Source organism: Streptomyces sp. NPDC006174, assembly GCF_040614075.1.
Taxonomy (GTDB): Bacteria; Actinomycetota; Actinomycetes; order Streptomycetales; family Streptomycetaceae; genus Streptomyces.
In genome coordinates, this window is sequence record NZ_JBEXTJ010000014.1 from 25,742 (window position 1) to 43,052 (window position 17,311).

The window sequence follows — 17,311 nt, forward strand, 5'->3', positions numbered from 1 at the left end:
CGGGTGGTTACGAGAGGCCGTTGACGGTCTCGCGGACCTTCGCGTTGATCTCGGCCGGGATCGGGGCGTAGCCGGCCTCGGTGAGGATCTTCTGGCCGTCGTCGGAGGCGGCGTAGGAGAGGAAGGACTTGACGGTGTCGAGCGTCTCGGGCTTGTTGCCGGTGTCGCAGACGACCTCGTACGTCACGAGGACCAGCGGGTAGGCGCCGTCGGCCTTGGTGGTGTAGTCGAGGTCGAGCGCCAGGTCCTTGCCGGTGCCCTTGATCTTGGCGGCGGCGATGGCCTTGGAGGCGTTCTCCGAGGTGGCCTCGGCCGGGGCGGAGCCGCCGGTGTCGATGGAGACCGTGGAGATGCTCTGGGACTTGGCGTAGGAGAGCTCGAAGTAGCCGATTGCGCCGTCGACCTGCTTCACCTGGGCGGCGATGCCGGAGGAGCCGGAGGCGGCCTGGCCACCGGGGGCCGGCCACTTCTTCTCGGCCTCGTACTTCCAGTCCTTCGGAGCGGCGGCGCCGAGGTACTTGCCGAGGTTCTGCGTGGTGCCGGAGTCCTCGGAGCGGTGGAAGGCCTGGATCGCCTTGTCCGGCAGCTTGACGCCGTCGTTGAGCTTGGCGATCGCCGGGTCGTTCCACTTCTTGATCTTCGTGTCGAAGATCTTGGCGAGGGTCGGCGCGTCCAGCGTGAGCTTGTCGACACCCTCCAGGTGGTAGCCGATCGCGACCGGGCCGCCGACCATCGGAAGGTTGATGCCCTGGCCGGTCTTGCAGGCCTTCTTCGACTCCGCGACCTCTTCCGGCTTCAGCGCGGAGTCGGAGCCGGCGAAGCCCACGGTGCCCTGGTTGAAGGCGACGATGCCCTCACCGGACGAGGAGGAGTTGTAGTTGATCTCCACACCGGAACAGGCGGCCATGTAGTTCTTGACCCAGAGGTCCATGGCGTTCTTCTGCGCGCTGGAGCCGGAGGCACGGAGCTGGCCCTTGGCCTTGCCGCAGTCGATGCTCGACGCCGCCGTGGTCTTGCCACCGGTGCCGGGCGTGTCGCCGCCGGCGGTGTTGTCGTCCGAACCGCACGCCGTGAGGACCAGGGCGCCGGAGACGGCGAGGGCACCGAGCGCGGTGGCACGAAGCCGGTTCTTGCGCTGAAGCTTCACTTTCGGGTGTTCCTTCCAGGAGCCGCCGAGATCTGTTCGTTCTACGACGGCGTGCGATGAGGAGGGTTGCTGCGGCTTGGCGCCGCGCACCGTGTACGTCCGAAATTAGGCAGAACAGGTGAAGCCGCCTACGGGGGAGAGTGAACGGCAGGTGAACCGTGTCGGGCAGGCGGGTGCGGGACCTGCGGCTCAGCTGCCGGGAAGCGTGTCGAGCAGGGCGGCGGTGAGCTGCTCGCGGTCGCGCGGCTGAGTGAGGCGTACGTGGGCGGCCTCGGGCGCCAGCCACAGGATGCGGTCCACCTCGTCGCCGGCCACGAAGGCGCCGCCCGTCGCCTCGGCGGCCCAGTAGGCGACCTCCTTGGGCCGTCCGTCGACTAGATACCGGGCGGTGGGGAGGCGGCGGCCCGGGACGCAGTGGTGGCCGGTCTCCTCCAGGACCTCCCGTACGGCGGCGGCCAGCGGTTCCTCGCCGCGTTTCAGCTTGCCCTTGGGGTGGGACCAGTCGTCCCAGCGCGGTCGGTGTACCAGGCACACTTCCACCGCGCCGCCTCCGCCCGGGGCGCGGCGCCACAGGACGCAGCCCGCCGCCAGGACCGTCGAGCCCGGGGTGCCGCTCATGGGCCCGTCACGGCCGCCGCGTACGGCCAGGTCTCCCGGAACACCGCGCGTGCGGCCTCCACCTCGTGGCGCTGGTCCGCGTGGAGCACGCCGAGCGCGTACGCGGTGGCCGGCGCGATCCGCGGGGTGCGGGCGGCCGCTGCCGCCGCCGTGGCCGCCTCCGCCGCGTCCCGGTGCAGGTCCAGGGCGTGGCCGGCGCCGGTGAGGACCGGGTCGGCGGCGCCGAGGACGACCTCGTGCGCGTACCGGTGCAGCCGCAGCAGCAGGCGGGTCTGGTGCCACGGCGCGTCCTGCGCCTCGTTGTACGGCTCCGCCGACGCGTCCGGCGGAAGGGCCGCCACCGCCACGATCAGCCGCTGCTCGGCGCGCTCCGCGGGCTCCAGCAGCGCCTCGGCTCCCCGGGCCGCGGTGCCGGGCGCCAGCGGGACCTCGGAGGCGAGCAGAGCCACGGCGTCGGCGACCGCGTGGAACCGGGACGAGCCGAGAGCCTGGAGCGCGGCGGAGTGGGCCCGGGTCCGGGCGAGGGTGAGCTGGCGCTCCAGCAGTGCTCCGGCCCGCGCGGTCCCGACACCGAGCGCGGCCCGGCCCTGCGCGTCCGGCGTGGTGGCCGGTCGCGCGGCGGCTTTCGCGCCACGCGCCGCCGGGACGGGTGACCCGGAGAGCTGGTGCAGCGCGTCGAGGAGGCGGGTGAGCCGGCCGGCGTACGCGTGTTCGCGGGCGAGCGTGCCGGAGAGCCAGGCCAGTTCCGTACGGAGGTGGTCGGCCCACAGCGGGTCGAGGACGGCCCGGAAGGTGTGGAGCGAGCCGCTGATACGCCGTGCGGAGCGCCGCAGCGCGCGGGCCGCGGCCTCGGCGCCTTGGCCGCCCGCGTCGGAGGGAGCACTGTGCTCGCGGTGGAGGCGCAGGCTCCGCAGGAAGTCGGCGGCCTGCCCGCGCAGGTAGGGCGCGAGGACGGCTTCGGCGCCGGCGCCGTCGGCGGGGAGGATGCCGGTGGTTCGGGGGAGCGGGGTGGCGCCTTCCGGAAGGGTCGCCTCCGCAGTGACCCCGGCCTGCGGGACCCCGGCCTCGGGCCCACCGGCCGGCGGACCCACCGCCTCAGGAGCCCCGCCCTCCGGGCCTCGGCTTCCCAGGCCTCGGCCTTCCGGGCCTCGGCCTCCCGCGCCTGCGCTCCCCGGGATCCCGCTCTCCGGGTCTCCGTCCGCAGCGGTCACGGAGGTCGCGGTAACAGGACGGGTGGCTGTCGTCTGGTGGTCAGGGCGTCGCACGCCTGCGCCTCCGGGCATCGATGAGCATCTCCTGGACGTGCCGCAGCGGCTGCCCCTCCGCGTCCGTGGCGTGCCGGGTCCAGTTGCCGTCGGGGCCCAGGTGCCAGGAAGAGGTGGTGTCGGCCATACCGGTCTCCAGGAGTCGGCTGAGTGCGGCGCGGTGGGCGGGGTCGGTGACCCGGACGAGGGCTTCGATCCGGCGGTCGAGGTTGCGGTGCATCATGTCGGCGCTGCCGAACCACACCTCGGGCTCGCCGCCGTTGCCGAACGAGAAGACCCGGGAGTGTTCGAGGAAGCGCCCGAGTATGGAGCGGACCCGGATGTTCTCCGAGAGCCCGGCGACCCCGGGCCGGATCGCGCAGATCCCGCGCACCCAGATGTCGACCGGCACACCGGCCTGCGCCGCCCGGTAGCAGGCGTCGATGATCGCTTCGTCGACCATCGAGTTGACCTTGATGCGTACGTACGCGGGCCGTCCGGCGCGGTGGTGCGCGATCTCCTTGTTGATCCGGGCGATCAGCCCGTCCCGCAGCGACTTCGGCGCGACCAGGAGGCGGCGGTAGGTCTCGCGGCGGGAGTAGCCGGAGAGCCGGTTGAACAGGTCGGAGAGGTCCGCGCCGACCTGCGGGTCCGCCGTGAGCAGGCCGAGGTCCTCGTACAGCCTGGCGGTCTTGGGGTGGTAGTTGCCGGTGCCGACGTGCGAGTAGCGGCGCAGCGTGTCGCCTTCCTCGCGGACGACGAGCGAGAGCTTGCAGTGGGTCTTCAGCCCGACCAGGCCGTACACCACATGGCAGCCCGCCTCCTCCAGTTTGCGGGCCCACTTGATGTTGGCCTGCTCGTCGAAGCGGGCCTTGATCTCGACCAGGACGAGGACCTGCTTGCCGGACTCGGCCGCGTCGATGAGAGCGTCCACTATCGGCGAGTCGCCGGAGGTGCGGTACAGCGTCTGCTTGATCGCCAGCACGTCCGGATCGCCCGCCGCCTGCTCCAGGAAGGCCTGGACGGAGGTGGAGAACGAGTCGTACGGGTGGTGGAGCAGCACGTCCCGCTCGCGCAGCGCGGCGAATATGTCGGGCGCGGAGGCGGACTCCACCTCGGCCAGGTCCCGGTGGGTGCCGGCGATGAACTTCGGGAACTTCAGCTCCGGCCGGTCCAGCGAGGCGATGGCGAAGAGGCCGGTCAGGTCCAGCGGTCCTGGCAGCGGGTAGACCTCCGCGTCGGACACCTTCAGCTCGCGGACCAGCAGATCCAGCACGTACGGGTCGATGGACTCCTCGACCTCCAGCCGCACCGGCGGGCCGAAGCGGCGCCGCATGAGCTCCTTCTCCAGCGCCTGGAGCAGGTTCTCCGTGTCGTCCTCCTCGACCTCCAGGTCCTCGTTCCTGGTGACCCGGAACATGTGGTGCGCCAGCACCTCCATCCCCGGGAACAGCTCCTCCAGGTGGGCCGCGATGACGTCCTCGATGGGCACGTACCGCTGCGGCGACGCCTCCAGGAAGCGGGTCAGCAGCGGCGGGACCTTGACGCGGGCGAAGTGGCGGTGGCCGCTGACCGGGTTGCGGACGACGACGGCGAGGTTGAGCGAGAGCCCGGAGATGTACGGGAAGGGGTGCGCGGGGTCGACGGCCAGCGGGGTCAGCACGGGGAAGACGCGCTGCCGGAAGAAGGTGAAGAGGCGGGCCTGCTCCTTCTCGGTCAGATCCGGCCACCGCAGGAGCTGGATGCCCTCGTCGGAGAGCGCCGGGCAGATGTCCTGCTGGAAGCAGGCGGCGTGCCGGGCCATGAGCTCGCGCGAACGGGTCCAGATCAGGTCGAGGACCTCGCGGGGCTGGAGGCCGGAGGCGGAGCGGGTGGCGACGCCGGTGGCGATGCGGCGCTTGAGGCCGGCCACCCGGACCATGAAGAACTCGTCCAGGTTGGAGGCGAAGATCGCGAGGAAGTTGGCGCGCTCCAGGATCGGTGTCGCCGGGTCCTCGGCCAGCTCCAGGACGCGCTCGTTGAAGGCGAGCCAGGAGCGCTCGCGGTCGAGGAAGCGGCCCTGGGGCAGCTCGTCGCCGTCCCGGTCGGGCTCGTACGCGTCCGCGTCGGCATCGAGATCGGGGTCCAGGTGGGCGGCTGTGGAGAAGCCGACGTTGCTGGATGAAGGGTGCGCGACGGCGTGCGGCCGGTGCGCGGCGAGAGCGCCGACGGACGGCTGGGCGGGCTGGACCGGGACCTCGGAGCTGGGCTGCTGGCTCATGGACCTATTGTTCCGCGCGGAGGCCGAAGCAGGCGCGTCGGAGCCGGGAAAGATCGCGGAAGGCCCGGGAAACCCGGGGTCACGGCCGGGGTCTCGGCCGGAGGAGGCCGAGGTGGCGTTCCCTCCGGCCCTCCCGTTACGGCGGGGGGCTGGCAGAGCTGGCTGCATCCCGTGAGGGTCGCAAGGACGTCTGAATGGCCGGTAACGGCGACATGACGTACAGGAAGCGGTGTGCCTGCGGGTCGGTCGCTCGGTGACTGTACGTGACTGTCTCCTGGTGCGTGATCGCCGTCCGGGCCCACCCCTGTCGGGCCCGGACGGCGAGGTGTGCGGCCGGTCTCAGCCGTGCAGGCGGCGCAGGAGCCGGAAGGCGGCGGACACGGCGAGCGCGGCGAGGGCGAGGAGGATGCCGGCCTCGACGAGCTGGAGGGGCCAGTAGTGGGAGGTGGGCGAGGAGGAGCTCCTCCAGCGAGGGTTCCGTGTGGACCGGAGGGACTCGTCCACCGGGCCCTCCTTCCGTACGAGAGCGGTGAACTGACGTCACGTCGTACGGGATTCGACGACGGTGTGCGGGGCCAGGTCGTGGCCGGTCCGGCCGGCGAGCAGGGCGTGGACGGAGACGATGTCCTCGGCCTCGCCGCCGAGCCGGACGCGGCCGCCGTCGGCGAGGTGGAGGAAGTCGCAGGCGCCTTCCAGCTCGGTGAGGATGTGCGAGGACATCACGATGGTGGTGCCGTGCTCGGCGGTCTCCGCCATCAGCACGCCCATCAGCTCATGGCGCGCGAGAGGGTCGAGGTCGGCCATCGGCTCCTCCAACAGCATGATTTCGGGCCGCTTGCCGAGCGCGAGGGCCAGCGCGAGCCGGGTCCGCCGGCCGCCGGAGAGCGTACGGACACGGGCCTTCGGCGGCAGCGGTGCGGCGATCCGGCCCGCGACGGCGGCGTCCCAGCGCCCGGGGTTCAGCTCGCCGCCTGCCCACAGCGTGTCGGCCACGGTGAGCTGCGGGTACAGCGGCTTGTCCTGGGACACGTAGGCGATGCGGCCGCGTACGGCGGAGGGGTCGGCGGAGCCGAGGACGGTGAGGGCACCGGCGCTCGGCCGGGCCAGCCCCGCCGCCAGGTTCAACAGGGTCGACTTCCCGGCCCCGTTGGGCCCGACGAGCGCGCAGACGCGTCCGGCGGGAAGGAGCAGCCGTCCAGGGCCTGGCGCGCGCCTCCGCTGCGCCCGTACGTCCTGGTGAGGCCGCGTGCCTCGATCGCCGCGTCGCTCATCGGTCCTGATCCCCCTGGTAGATGCTGTCGATCACGGCGGTGAACAGCGCGCCGACGTCGTCCTTCTCCAGCCCGGCCGACCGTGCCCGGCGGGCCCAGTCGGCGAGTTCGGTGCGCAGTGGTGAGTCGGAGGCGGAGGCATCCGCCGCGCCGCCGAGCGTCCGGCGGACGAAGGTGCCGAGCCCGCGCCGTGCCTCGACGAGGCCTTCGCGCTCCAGCTCCCGGTACGCCTTGAGCACGGTGTTCGGGTTGATGGCGGTGGCCTCGACGACCTCGCGGGCGGTCGGCAGCCGGTCACCCGGCTCCAGAACGCCCAGGCGCAGAGCCTGTTTCGTCTGCTGGACGATCTGGAGGTAGGTGGCGACGCCGCTGCGCCGGTCGATGCGGAACTCGACCGCTGCGGATCCTGCCATGTTCACCACCCTTTCACTAATTGAGTAGTGAAAGGGTGGCGCAAAGCAGGGGCGGCGTCAACCGACGCCGCCCCTGCACGTACGGAAGGGGGCGGTCTACCGCGTCCGTGCGGCGCGCAGTTCCTCGTTGATGCGCTGGGCCTCTTCGAGCTGGTCCTCGAGGATGACGATGCGGCAGGCGTCCTCGATCTTGGTGCCCTGGTCCACCAGCTCCCGGGCGCGGGAGGCGATGCGCAGCTGGTAGCGGGAGTAGCGGCGGTGGCCGCCTTCGGAGCGCAGCGGGGTGATCAGGCGGTTCTCGCCGAGCGCGCGGAGGAAGGCGGGTGTGGTGGAGAGCATCTCGGCGGCCCGGCCCATGGTGAAGGCGGGATAGTCGTCGTCGTCCAGGTTGTCGGTGGCGCGGGTACTGCTAGGGGGCATAGCACCTCTTCTTTCGGGGCCGTGCCGGGTGTCGGCGCGGGGACACGTCGGGGGGCCCGAGTGCCGTACGGCACTCGGGCCCCGAGCTTCAACACCATCTGCCGACGTGACTTACGTCGGCCTTCTTTTTCCGCCGGTCCGCCGGTGAGGGCGGGTGAGCGGGGATCGCGGATGCGTGACCGGGGACCACCTTCCGATCTGGGGCCTGCGGTACCCGAGCGGTGTGTGCCTCGCCCGGGCGATCCTGATGGCGTCTGCTCCTTACCTCGTTCGGTTCGGTTCGGTGCGGACGGACAGGTCGGAGTACCGCTGCACGGCCCCTGAAGGCCGACCGGCCCGGCAACCAGCGATGGAACCCACCGTTTCCGGCTCCACCACTCCACTGCCGTGCCGTCCTCGCTGTCCGGCTACGAGAAAAACACTAGACCCACCACCGGCGGCATGTCTACTCCCGCCACGACAGATTTTCTTCCGACCGGAGGTGCGAGGTTCAGGACTCGGTGCGGTACATCAGGTCCACCTCATGGGTGGCGAAGCCGATCCGCTCGTACACCGTCACGGCAGCCGTGTTGTCGGCGTCGACGTAGAGCATCACGGTGGGCAGCCCCTCGGCGGCCAGGTGGTGCAGGCCGATCGCGGTGAGCGCCTTGCCGAGGCCGCCGCCCTGGGCGTCGGGCAGGACGCCGACGACGTACACCTCACCGAGCTGCTCCTCCGCGTGCACCTTCGTCCAGTGGAAGCCCACGATCTCCCCGTCCCGCTCGGCCAGGAAGAACCCCTTCGGGTCGAACCACGGCTCGGCCTTGCGGTCGTCCAGGTCCTGCTGGGTCAGGGAGCCCTGCTCGGGGTGGTGGGCGAAGGCGGCGCGGTTGACGGCCAGCCAGGCGGCGTCGTCGCGGCCGGGCTCGAAGGTCCGTACGGTGACGCCTTCGGGCAGTACGGGCTCCGCGAGGTCGAGCGGGATCAGGCTCCGGCGGAGCTGGCGCAGCTCGCGGAAGAGGGAGAGCCCGAGGACCTGGGCCAGATGCCGGGCGGCCGAGCTGCCGCCGTGCGCCCAGACCCGCAGCCGCTTGCCGGTCGCGGCGAGGAGCGCGGCGCCGAGGGCCCGTCCGTGGCCGGTGCCGCGCCGCTCGGGATGGACGACGAGCTCGGCCGCCGGCGCCTCGACGGGGTCGGTGTCCTCCAACTGCGCGTAACCGGCGAGGCTCCCGTTGCTGGTGAGCAGGAAGTGGCGCACACCGACGCGGTGCCCGCCCCGGATCCGGAGCCTCCCCTGCTCGGAGACCGCCTGCCTGCCGTCGAACCGGGCCGCCTCGCCGAGGAGTTCGAGGACGGCGTCGGCCTGGGCGGAATCGAGCGCGTCGAGGGCCTGAATCTCGCGTCCGGGGGAGGGGAGGGATGCGTCAGTCGTCATGAGGACGAGCGTACGGGGAGCGGGGACGCGGGTGCGGTGACCGAGAGAGGGGTGCGGAGGCGGCGGGGAGTGCGTGGTGGGGCGGTTGTACGTGATGTGGGGCGGGGCGGCGGTCGGGGTACGTGGAGTGGGGCGGGGCGGCAGGCCCGGATCGGCCGTGGGCCGTGTGCTGGGCGTAGAAGTCCAGCTCGAAGCGGGTGGCGCACTTGCCCATGAGGAGGACGACGTGGCCCCAGGGCGATTGCGCAACAGTCTGTTGCGCAATGGAGTCCGGCCGGGTCCGGGCCATCTGCCGCATGTACTGAAGGTCGCGCGTGCTGAATCCCCGCTGCCCCGGAAACTCCGTCCCCAGCTCGGTGACGACCCGCCCGATGACCTTCGTGCCGCACTTCTCCCCGCGCCGGCGCCTCAGGATGACCCGCCCGATCTCCCCGTACATCCGGAGCATCTCGGTGTTGACCTTGAGCTGGGCCCGGACGTGCGCTACGAGTGATGAGGGCGGATGTGCGACGAATCCAACGAGCCATTTGGCCGGATGGCAACCAGTCCGTAACCCCGAACACCTGTTGCGCTACGCGCGTTGACTCTAGGCTGCGGCACGCAGGATTCCAGAAGTGACCACTGACGTAACTGACGTACAAGGGGACCGATGTCAGCGACTCCGCAGAAGAAACGTGCCTCCCGGCGGGTGCTCGCCGTCGCGGCCGGGCTGGCCACCGTGGGCGCTCTCGTCGCCGCGATGCCGGCCGGCGCTCATGACCGGGGCCAGGGACATGGCCACGGACACGGGCACGGCCACAAGCCCCGTACCGTCGATGTGCAGTTGCTGTCCTTCAACGACCTGCACGGCAACCTGGAGCCGCCGGCCGGTTCGGCGGGCAACGTCTCCGAGACGCAGCCCGACGGCACGGTGAAGGCGATCCCGGCCGGTGGCGTCGAGTACCTGGCGACCTCGCTGCGCACCGCGCGCAAGGGAAGCCCGTACTCCGTCACGGCGGCCGGCGGTGACATGGTCGGCGCGAGCCCGCTGCTGTCGGGCCTCTTCCACGACGAGCCGACGATCGAGGCGCTCAACAAGCTGAAGCTGGACGTCTCGGCGGTCGGCAACCACGAGTTCGACGAGGGCGCGGCCGAGCTGGCCCGCCTCCAGAACGGCGGCTGCCACGCGGTCGAGGGCTGTTACGAGAAGGGCAGGAAGTTCAAGGGCGCGGACTTCCCGTACCTGGCGGCCAACGTCACCAAGGAGAAGACCGGCAAGCCGCTGCTCACGCCGTACACCATCTGGAAGAAGAACGGCGTCAAGATCGGCTTCATCGGCGTGACCCTGGAAGGCACGCCGGACATCGTCACCGCGAACGGGGTCAAGGGCCTCAAGTTCCACGACGAGGTCGAGACGATCAACAAGTACGCGCGCGAGCTGGACCGCAAGGGCGTCAAGTCCATCGTGGCATTGATCCACGAAGGCGGGGCTCCGGCCTCCACCTCGTACAACTACGACTGCGACAGTCCCGGCGCCGGCGACGGCATCTCGGGCCCGATCGTCGACATCGCCAAGGGCATCACGCCGAAGGTGGACGCCCTCGTCACCGGCCACACCCACCAGGCGTACGTGTGCACGGTCCCGGACCCGGCGGGCAAGCCGCGCATGGTCACCTCGGCCGCGTCGTTCGGCAAGCTGTACACGGACACCACGCTCACCTACGACCTCCGCACCAAGGACATCGTCCGTACGTCGGTGAAGTCGGCGAACCACGTCGTGACCCGGGACCAGCCCAAGGCCGCCGACATGACGAGCTTGATCGAGCGCTGGAACAAGCTGGCCGCGCCGATCGCCAACCGGCCGCAGGGCTGGATCAGCGCCGACATCAACGGCCGCGGCTCCACGGCCCCGGAGAAGCCGCTCGGCAACGTCATCGCCGACGCCCAGCTCGAAGGGCTCGCTCCCGCCGACAAGGGCGGCGCGCAGGTCGCGTTCATGAACCCGGGCGGCATCCGCGCGGACCTGGTGTACAAGGCGTCCGGCAGTGAGGGCGACGGGGTCGTCACGTACGGCGAGGCGTTCACCGTGCAGCCGTTCACCAACATGATGAACGTCGTCGACCTGACCGGCGCCCAGCTGGTCACCGCGCTCCAGCAGCAGGTCAGCGGCGCCAACCAGGCGAGCCCGAAGATCCTCCAGGTCTCCAAGGGCCTCACCTACACCCTGGACCTGACGAAGACCGGCGCGGCCCGCGTGGTCACCGACACCATCAAGCTGAACGGCGAGGCGATCGACCCGGCGCGCACCTACCGCGTCGCGATGAACGAGTTCCTCGCAGGCGGCGGCGACGGCTTCCCGGCCCTCGGCCAGGGCACGAACAAGCTGGTCGGCCCGTCCGACCTGGACCTGTTCAACGCCTACCTGGCGGCCCACTCCACGGCCACGGCCCCGCTGGCCCCGCCGGCTACGGACCGGATCACGGTCGTGCAGTAACTCCCGTACGTATGAGTGAGGGGCGGTGGGCCGGTGGGTCTGCCGCCCCTCACGCCTTCCCGCACCGGCTTGCGGACCATGCGAGCGGTGAGCCACCGAAAGGCAGTACCTTCTGGGTCACGGGTAGCCGAGGGGATGAGGCGTTCATGCACCGAAGGACTGTGCTCGTGGGCTTGTTCACCGGAGCCGGTCTTGCCGGTGCCTCCGCCGCCTCGGCCGCGCAGAGCCAGGACGACGGACCGGCCGGTCTCATCACGGTGACCGATGCCGAGGGAAACCCGATGCCGACGAGCCCTGGCCCGCTCCCCTCGGTCCCACGCGAACAGCGAAGGCAGCACGAGACGCCCGAACAGCTCCAGCGGCGGGCCGAGTACGTGGAGCACCTCAGGCAGCGGCGTCTGTCGGACGGCTGAACGCCTGATCTGCTGCCCGCTGGCCCTTCGCCTGGAGGGCCAGCCCCTTCCCTCCCTCTGAGGTGAGAAATGTCGTCATTGGTGAGCGTCGCTGAAATCCGCCCTCGCGTCTCCTACCGCACGATCCAGGTCGGCACCATTCTCTTCGACGAGGTTCCGAACGGGGACGAGGTCGTTCAGATTCCCGGAAGCGGTTTGACACTCACCTCCAGCGACAATGAGTTCTATCCGCTGGTGCGTCTGGAGGCATGGGACGGGCGGTGGCGGCCAGAGCATCGAGCCGGTCCCGCTCGGCGACCAGCCGCCGGCGGTGGCCGTGCAGGGCCTCCACCTCGTCGACCTGCTCGGCCAGGATGCGACTGATCTCGGGCAGCCCGACGCCCAACTCGCGCAGGACGAGGATCTGTTGCAGCAGCAGGAGCTGGCGCTCCTCGTAGCGGCGGTGGCCGTTGGACCCGATCCGGGCGGGCGGCGGCAGGCCGATCTCGTCGTTGCGACAATCCGCCGGGCCGCCTTGAACTGCCTCATCGGCCACGATCACGCGCCGGTCAGTCCTCCCGTGCACACGTCTTCCGCGCGATCGGGCGCCCCTTGTGGAGACGAGCAGTGGCGGGGCGCGTACGAGGTCATCGCGCCGGGTCTGGCCGCGTAGCGGGACGCCGTCGCGGCCTACGCCACTTCCAGGCTGGGCTGACCTCCGGCGGGAGAGGCGGCGGCCGGGGATCGTCGCAGCGTCCTGCGGTGGGTCCGGTTCGTGGCCATCAGGCCGTCCAGCGCGTCCCGGGTGCGGAGCAGCTCCTCGATGTGGGCCGAGAGGCGTTCGCGCTCCTGCTCCATCCGTTCCATGGCGGCGTCGGACGTCGCCTCGCTCGGAGCGTCCACGCAGGGCAGCAGCTCCGTGATGGTGCGGCTGGAGAGGCCGGCCGCGTACAGCCGCTGGATGAAGCCGACGCGGTCGACGTCGGCGTCCCGGAAGTGCCGCTGCCCGCTGGGGCTGCGCGTGCTGGTGAGCAGTCGCTGCTCCTCGTAGTAGCGCAGGGACCGGACGCTGACGCCGGCCGCCTTCGCGAGTTCTCCGATGCGCATGTCGTCGTCCGTCCTCTTGATCCTTGTCCTTGGCGGGCTTGCCTCTGACATTGATGTCAGATTTTAGCGTAGCCGCAGTGTCCGGTTCGCGGGCGCCGAGGAACGAGGAGGACGTTCGGCATGACTCTTGTCGACAGCGATTTCGAGACCAACTCCGGCACCCGCGCGGAGACCCTTTTCACCGGCTACCGGCTCGGTGGTCTCACTCTCCCGAACCGGGTCGTGATGGCTCCCATGACCCGCGTCCGGGCCGCCGCCGGTGGTCTGGCGACGCCGTCGATGGCGACGTACTACGCCCAGCGGGCCACCGCCGGGCTCATCGTGAGCGAGGGCGTGCAGCCGAGCCTGATCGGGCAGTCGAACCCGGGTACGCCGGGGCTGTACACCGATGAGCAGGTCGCCTCGTGGCGTCCGGTCACCGCCGCCGTGCACGCGAACGGCGGCCGGATCTTCGCGCAGATCATGCACGGCGGCCGGGTCTCGCATCCGGACACGACCGGACTGGTGCCGGTCGGGCCGTCCGCCGTGCCGGCCGTCGGCGAGGTGTTCACGCCGACCGGGCCGCAGACCGCGCCGATGCCCCGCGCCCTGGACACCGCCGAGGTGCCCGAGCACGCGCGGTCGTACGCGGCGGCTGCCCGCCGGGCCGTCGACGCCGGGTTCGACGGGGTCGAACTGCACGGTGCCAACGGCTACTTGATCTCGCAGTTCCTCTCCTCCAACGCCAACCTGCGGACGGACCGGTACGGAGGTTCCGTCGCCGGCCGCGTACGGTTCGCGGTCGAGGCGGTGGAGGCGACCATCGACGCGGTGGGTGCGGAGCGGACCGGGATCCGGCTGTCGCCGGGCGGGACGTTCTGGGGCGTCGAGGAGAGGGGCGTACCGGAGCTCTACGCCCTACTGCTACGGGAGTTGGCTCGGCTGGAGCCCGCGTACGTGCACCTGGAGGCGACCGTCGAGGACGAGATCCTGGTGGCCCTGCGCCGGGCGTGGCCCGGGACCCTGGTCATGAACCCGGTGCTGCCGATGGGGGACCGGCGCGCCGAGCGCCCGGACGCGGACCGGTGGCTCGGGCTGGGTGCGGACCTGATCAGCTTCGGCCGCGCCTTCATCGCCAACCCCGACCTGGTCGAACGGCTGCGTGCGGGGCTGCCGTTGGCGGCGGAGGACGCGGCGACGTACTTCCAGGGTGGCGACGCGGGGTACGTCACGTATCCGGCGTACCGGCACGCGGGCTGAGGAGGGCCGGGGCCGCCGCCCGCCGTCAGCCGCTCCGGTGGACGCGTCTGCCGGCGGCTCCCGGCCCCGGCTCCCGGCCCGGCGCCGGCTCCTGGGCCCGGTCCCGGCTCACCGGGCGCCGGGGTGCTCCCGTGCCGGGGGCGGGAACGCGTCGAGCAGCGCCTGGGCGTGCACCGCGTCGTACTCGCTGATGCGGATCCGCTGCGTTCCGCCGTCATGCCGTCGCAGTTCGATCTCCTGGCCGCGGTCGAACTGCACACGGACCTCGGGATTCACGCACGCCGCCGCGCCCTCGCCGCGCACCATCTCGAATAGCACTCCGCGTATGCCGTACCGCGGGTCGCCGCCCAAGTGGCGGAGCAGGCGCACTCTGCGGTCGGTCAGCAGCAGGGACGCCCGTCGTTCCACCAGGCCCGCCCAACGCCGTTCATGGACCACCAGGCAGCCGGCCGTCATCCATTCACCTTCCGGAACCCACTCCGCGAGGCGCTTGCGGTCTCCCACCCAGTCGGCGGCCACCATCGCTCGCTCCCCGTCCGGCGCTCGGTGCCTCGGTCCGTCCGCTACTCGTCTTCCTCCGTCTCCCCGGCCGGAAACCCCGAACGACGCAGAGGGCCGGCCGCCCCGGCCACCCCCTTCCCGTCATGACGTGAGCGCGTCAGAATCCAAGGGTCTGCCCCCTCACGGCCTTGGAGGCGCTTCCATGTCCACGCCGCCGAACTACCCCGCTCACGCAGGTCTCTTGAGCACGCGCAGAGGCTTCCTGGCCGGTGCGCTCGCCGTCTCCGCCACCGCGGTCATCGGGACCGCGCCGGCCGTCGCCGCCACGCGGAAGGCGGTCCGGGGGACACAGGACTGGATGGGCGGGCTGCCCGACTCCACCGCGCTCCAGCGGCTGACGATCCCGGGTACGCACGACTCGGGTGCGCGGTTCGGCGGGCCGTGGGCGGAGTGCCAGAACACCACCATCGCGCAGCAGTTGCAGAGCGGAGTGCGCTTTCTCGACGTGCGGTGCCGGATCACCGGCGGGTCGTTCGCGATCCATCACGGGGCCGCCTTCCAGAACATGATGTTCGGCGATGTCCTCGTCGCCTGCCGGGACTTCCTGGCGGCGCGGCCGACCGAGACCGTGCTGATGCGGGTGAAGCAGGAGTACTCCTCCGAGAGTGACGCGGCGTTCCGGGCGATCTTCGACGACTACCTGGACGTACGGGGCTGGCGGTCGTTGTTCCGGCTGGACTCCACGCTGCCCTCGCTCGGGCAGGCGCGTGGCAAGGTGGTGCTGCTGGCCGACAACGGCGGTCTGCCCGGCGTGCGTTATGGCGATCCGGCCGTCTTCGACATCCAGGACGACTACATGGCGGAGCCGTTCGCCAAGTACCCGAAGATCGAGGCCCAGTTCCGCAAGGCCGCGCAGCAGCCCGGCAAGTTCCACCTGAACTACGTCTCCACCGCCGCTCTGATGCCGCCGCGCTGGAACGCCGACCGCCTCAACCCGCAGGTGCACTCGTTCCTGGAGCGCTCCGAGACCGCCGGCTGGACGGGTCTCGGCATCGTCCCGCTGGACTACCCGAATCAGCGCGGCGGGCTGGTGGAGTCGCTGATCCGGCGCAATCCGGTGGGGTGAGGAGCGGTCGGATCGTAGGCTCACCCCTTACGTGATCATTTCGTGAGGGGTGGGGATGCCATGAAGGCCATGAACCTGTCCGGAATACTGAGAAGACCGGCCGGTGCGCTGATCGTCCTGGCGCTGCTGCTCGCCGCCGTGGCCGCGGTGCCGCCGGCCAAGGCGGTCGCGGCGGTAGAGGCGGCCAAAGGGGTCGAGGCGGCCAAGGCGGTCGCGGCGGAGCCGAAGAACCTCCAGGTCATGTCGTGGAACATGTGCGACGTGCCGCGCTGGGGCTGTACGGACACCGGCACGAGCGCCCAGAAGGCGGGCGTGGTCAAGATGCACGTCGACAACACCTGGGTGCACGCCGTCCTCCTCCAGGAGGTCTGCGAGAACACCCTCACCACGCTGATGACCGAGCTGGGCCCCGGGTGGGGCAAGGCGTTCCACCCGTACCGGTGGTCGCAGAACGGCGTGAAGCACGACAGCCCGTGCGTGGAGGGGAAGCCCGAGCGGGCCGGTACGGCGATCATCGTCAAGGGCGGGATCCAGGACGCCCGTACGTACCCGACCACCCAGCCGTGGACGGGGCTCCAGGCTCCCTTCCACTGCGCGACGGCCCCGTACTGGGACAACATCCGGCTCTGCAATGTCCACGCCTCCTGGCTGGGCATCAACCCGGACCACCCCACCTGGGACTACCGGGACGACCAGTTCGCGGAGATCAAGGCGGTCGTGGACCAGTTCCCGCGTACGGTCTTCGGCGGTGACTTCAACGCGAAGTCGCCGGACGCGCCGAACAACGCCCACGCCTGGGTGTGGCCGCAGGGCCTCTACTCCACGGGTCCGGGCACCGAGGGCTACCAGGAGTGCGACCAGACGGGGACGTCGCGTACCGGACGGCCGTCCCACGGCTCCGGAGTGAAGATCGACTACATCTTCAGCAGCGAGACCCGGCGCTGGTGCGCTGTCGCGGACTCGGTGTACTCGGACCACCACGTGATGATCGAGAGCGTGGCCGTCGGGTGAGGGTCGGCTGACGCGCGAGAGGGGCGGCGGGCCCGTGGGCCCGCCGCCCCTCTCGCGCGTACCCCTGGGGCCTGCTCGGCCGACAGGGGGTGGGATCACATGCCGCGATCGGGGCCGTGGAGGACGCGGCTCTCCTCACCCTGGCCCACCGGCAGGGTCTCCATGATCACCGGCCCTGGGTAAAAGACCTCGGTCTCGGGCCCGAACATCGATTCGCCGATCAGATAGCGGTACAGCCATTCGGCGTACTCCATGCGGTAGGCGAAGAAGTCCGGCTCGTTGCCGTCGCAGGCCATGAGCGTCCAGCCTTCACCGTTCCGGCCACGGACGCCGAAGACGTACTCGCCGCGGTCCGTGCTGGCCAGCGGGACAAGGCCGTCAGGGCCGCCGAACCGGATCTCGCCCTCGGGGCCTTGCAACCGGCTCTGCCGGAACGCATCGACAGTGGACCGCATCCACTTCCCCAGGTTCCACGCGTCCGTGGCGGGATGGCTGAGGAAGAGGTGCTCGTTCACCTGGAGCGGGCCGTAGAGGTCGATCAGCGTTTTGTACTCGCCGGGCAGCTCCACACCGAGCTCGCCTTCGAGCGCCTGCCAGGCCGCAGGATCGGCGTGAGTACTCCCGGCCGGGCCCAGCATGGCGCGGACCCGGTCCACGTAGGTTGTCGACATTTCT

General features: G+C 70.9%; 16 protein-coding genes and 3 pseudogenes. 5 read left to right on the forward strand and 14 right to left on the reverse strand.

Annotated elements, in window-relative coordinates; genetic code table 11:
* Positions 1–7: 7 nt before the first annotated feature.
* The 10 genes and pseudogenes from pstS to ABZ267_RS27505 form a co-directional block, all read right to left on the reverse strand.
* Positions 8–1,147: a phosphate ABC transporter substrate-binding protein PstS gene (gene pstS / locus ABZ267_RS27460; protein ID WP_356750867.1), complete on the reverse strand. Its 1,140-nt coding sequence runs from the start codon at positions 1,145–1,147 to the stop codon at positions 8–10.
* 189 nt (positions 1,148–1,336) lie between these two features.
* Positions 1,337–1,765 (reverse strand): NUDIX hydrolase, encoded by a 429-nt coding sequence (locus ABZ267_RS27465; protein ID WP_356750869.1) that lies wholly within the window; start codon positions 1,763–1,765, stop codon positions 1,337–1,339.
* Complete coding sequence (locus tag ABZ267_RS27470) at positions 1,762–3,048, reverse strand: CHAD domain-containing protein (protein WP_356750871.1); 1,287 nt, start codon at positions 3,046–3,048, stop codon at positions 1,762–1,764. Before ABZ267_RS27470 ends, ABZ267_RS27465 begins: the two co-directional genes overlap by 4 nt.
* Complete coding sequence (locus ABZ267_RS27475; RefSeq protein ID WP_356750873.1) at positions 3,017–5,269, reverse strand: RNA degradosome polyphosphate kinase; 2,253 nt, start codon at positions 5,267–5,269, stop codon at positions 3,017–3,019. The genes ABZ267_RS27470 and ABZ267_RS27475 overlap by 32 nt, the downstream gene beginning before the upstream one ends.
* Before the next feature lie 339 nt (positions 5,270–5,608).
* Positions 5,609–5,719, reverse strand: a pseudogene (locus ABZ267_RS27480) (ABC transporter permease); the annotation flags it as partial.
* Positions 5,712–6,540, reverse strand: a pseudogene (locus ABZ267_RS27485) (ABC transporter ATP-binding protein); the annotation flags it as partial. The pseudogenes ABZ267_RS27485 and ABZ267_RS27480, both read right to left, overlap by 8 nt.
* A complete protein-coding gene (locus ABZ267_RS27490; RefSeq protein ID WP_356750875.1) occupies positions 6,537–6,953 on the reverse strand; it encodes a GntR family transcriptional regulator in 417 nt (138 codons plus the stop codon). The gene ABZ267_RS27490 and the pseudogene ABZ267_RS27485, both read right to left, overlap by 4 nt.
* A 96-nt stretch (positions 6,954–7,049) precedes the next feature.
* Complete coding sequence (locus tag ABZ267_RS27495; protein WP_356750877.1) at positions 7,050–7,373, reverse strand: MerR family transcriptional regulator; 324 nt, start codon at positions 7,371–7,373, stop codon at positions 7,050–7,052.
* 490 nt (positions 7,374–7,863) lie between these two features.
* On the reverse strand, positions 7,864–8,787 hold the full coding sequence (gene mshD, locus ABZ267_RS27500) for a mycothiol synthase (RefSeq protein ID WP_356755777.1): 924 nt from the start codon (positions 8,785–8,787) through the stop codon (positions 7,864–7,866).
* Complete coding sequence (locus tag ABZ267_RS27505) at positions 8,777–9,235, reverse strand: DUF1016 N-terminal domain-containing protein (protein WP_356899729.1); 459 nt, start codon at positions 9,233–9,235, stop codon at positions 8,777–8,779. Before ABZ267_RS27505 ends, mshD begins: the two co-directional genes overlap by 11 nt.
* A 201-nt stretch (positions 9,236–9,436) precedes the next feature.
* Between ABZ267_RS27505 and ABZ267_RS27510 the strand changes: the two genes are divergently transcribed.
* Together ABZ267_RS27510 and ABZ267_RS27515 are read left to right on the forward strand one after the other, a co-directional pair.
* Complete coding sequence (locus ABZ267_RS27510) at positions 9,437–11,260, forward strand: bifunctional metallophosphatase/5'-nucleotidase (protein WP_356755775.1); 1,824 nt, start codon at positions 9,437–9,439, stop codon at positions 11,258–11,260.
* Between the two features lie 167 nt (positions 11,261–11,427).
* A complete protein-coding gene (locus ABZ267_RS27515) occupies positions 11,428–11,673 on the forward strand; it encodes a hypothetical protein (protein WP_356755773.1) in 246 nt (81 codons plus the stop codon).
* A gap of 259 nt (positions 11,674–11,932) precedes the next feature.
* On the opposite strand, the pseudogene ABZ267_RS27520 reads toward ABZ267_RS27515, so the two are convergent.
* Positions 11,933–12,214 (reverse strand): annotated as a pseudogene (locus tag ABZ267_RS27520) (MerR family transcriptional regulator); the annotation flags it as partial.
* Between the two features lie 128 nt (positions 12,215–12,342).
* The gene (locus tag ABZ267_RS27525; protein ID WP_356755771.1) at positions 12,343–12,759 is read right to left on the reverse strand and encodes a MerR family transcriptional regulator; all 417 of its coding nucleotides are present in this window, start codon (positions 12,757–12,759) and stop codon (positions 12,343–12,345) included.
* 120 nt (positions 12,760–12,879) lie between these two features.
* Here ABZ267_RS27525 and ABZ267_RS27530 point away from each other — a divergent pair, with 120 nt between their 5' ends.
* Positions 12,880–13,998, forward strand: a complete 1,119-nt coding sequence (locus ABZ267_RS27530; protein ID WP_356755769.1) for an alkene reductase — start codon at positions 12,880–12,882, stop codon at positions 13,996–13,998.
* 108 nt (positions 13,999–14,106) lie between these two features.
* On the opposite strand, the gene ABZ267_RS27535 is transcribed toward ABZ267_RS27530, so the two are convergent.
* A complete protein-coding gene (locus tag ABZ267_RS27535; RefSeq protein WP_356755767.1) occupies positions 14,107–14,520 on the reverse strand; it encodes a hypothetical protein in 414 nt (137 codons plus the stop codon).
* Positions 14,521–14,701: 181 nt separating this feature from the next.
* Here ABZ267_RS27535 and ABZ267_RS27540 point away from each other — a divergent pair, with 181 nt between their 5' ends.
* Together ABZ267_RS27540 and ABZ267_RS27545 are read left to right on the forward strand one after the other, a co-directional pair.
* The gene (locus tag ABZ267_RS27540) at positions 14,702–15,625 is read left to right on the forward strand and encodes a phosphatidylinositol-specific phospholipase C (protein WP_356755765.1); all 924 of its coding nucleotides are present in this window, start codon (positions 14,702–14,704) and stop codon (positions 15,623–15,625) included.
* A gap of 60 nt (positions 15,626–15,685) precedes the next feature.
* Positions 15,686–16,636: an endonuclease/exonuclease/phosphatase family protein gene (locus tag ABZ267_RS27545; RefSeq protein ID WP_356755763.1), complete on the forward strand. Its 951-nt coding sequence runs from the start codon at positions 15,686–15,688 to the stop codon at positions 16,634–16,636.
* 95 nt (positions 16,637–16,731) lie between these two features.
* On the opposite strand, the gene ABZ267_RS27550 is transcribed toward ABZ267_RS27545, so the two are convergent.
* Positions 16,732–17,307 (reverse strand): SMI1/KNR4 family protein, encoded by a 576-nt coding sequence (locus ABZ267_RS27550; protein ID WP_356755761.1) that lies wholly within the window; start codon positions 17,305–17,307, stop codon positions 16,732–16,734.
* Positions 17,308–17,311: the final 4 nt, after the last annotated feature.

What these genes read in the sequence shown, in the direction of transcription:
- ABZ267_RS27465 (WP_356750869.1), bottom strand. Translation starts at nt 1,765, where the DNA reads ATGAGCGGCACCCCGGGCTCGACGGTCCTGGCGGCGGGCTGCGTCCTG.
- ABZ267_RS27470 (WP_356750871.1), bottom strand. Translation starts at nt 3,048, where the DNA reads ATGCCCGGAGGCGCAGGCGTGCGACGCCCTGACCACCAGACGACAGCC.
- ABZ267_RS27475 (WP_356750873.1), bottom strand. Translation starts at nt 5,269, where the DNA reads ATGAGCCAGCAGCCCAGCTCCGAGGTCCCGGTCCAGCCCGCCCAGCCG.
- ABZ267_RS27490 (WP_356750875.1), bottom strand. Translation starts at nt 6,953, where the DNA reads ATGGCAGGATCCGCAGCGGTCGAGTTCCGCATCGACCGGCGCAGCGGC.
- ABZ267_RS27495 (WP_356750877.1), bottom strand. Translation starts at nt 7,373, where the DNA reads ATGCCCCCTAGCAGTACCCGCGCCACCGACAACCTGGACGACGACGAC.
- mshD (WP_356755777.1), bottom strand. Translation starts at nt 8,787, where the DNA reads ATGACGACTGACGCATCCCTCCCCTCCCCCGGACGCGAGATTCAGGCC.
- ABZ267_RS27505 (WP_356899729.1), bottom strand. Translation starts at nt 9,235, where the DNA reads ATGCTCCGGATGTACGGGGAGATCGGGCGGGTCATCCTGAGGCGCCGG.
- ABZ267_RS27510 (WP_356755775.1), top strand. Translation starts at nt 9,437, where the DNA reads ATGTCAGCGACTCCGCAGAAGAAACGTGCCTCCCGGCGGGTGCTCGCC.
- ABZ267_RS27525 (WP_356755771.1), bottom strand. Translation starts at nt 12,759, where the DNA reads ATGCGCATCGGAGAACTCGCGAAGGCGGCCGGCGTCAGCGTCCGGTCC.
- ABZ267_RS27530 (WP_356755769.1), top strand. Translation starts at nt 12,880, where the DNA reads ATGACTCTTGTCGACAGCGATTTCGAGACCAACTCCGGCACCCGCGCG.
- ABZ267_RS27535 (WP_356755767.1), bottom strand. Translation starts at nt 14,520, where the DNA reads ATGGTGGCCGCCGACTGGGTGGGAGACCGCAAGCGCCTCGCGGAGTGG.
- ABZ267_RS27540 (WP_356755765.1), top strand. Translation starts at nt 14,702, where the DNA reads ATGTCCACGCCGCCGAACTACCCCGCTCACGCAGGTCTCTTGAGCACG.
- ABZ267_RS27545 (WP_356755763.1), top strand. Translation starts at nt 15,686, where the DNA reads ATGAAGGCCATGAACCTGTCCGGAATACTGAGAAGACCGGCCGGTGCG.
- ABZ267_RS27550 (WP_356755761.1), bottom strand. Translation starts at nt 17,307, where the DNA reads ATGTCGACAACCTACGTGGACCGGGTCCGCGCCATGCTGGGCCCGGCC.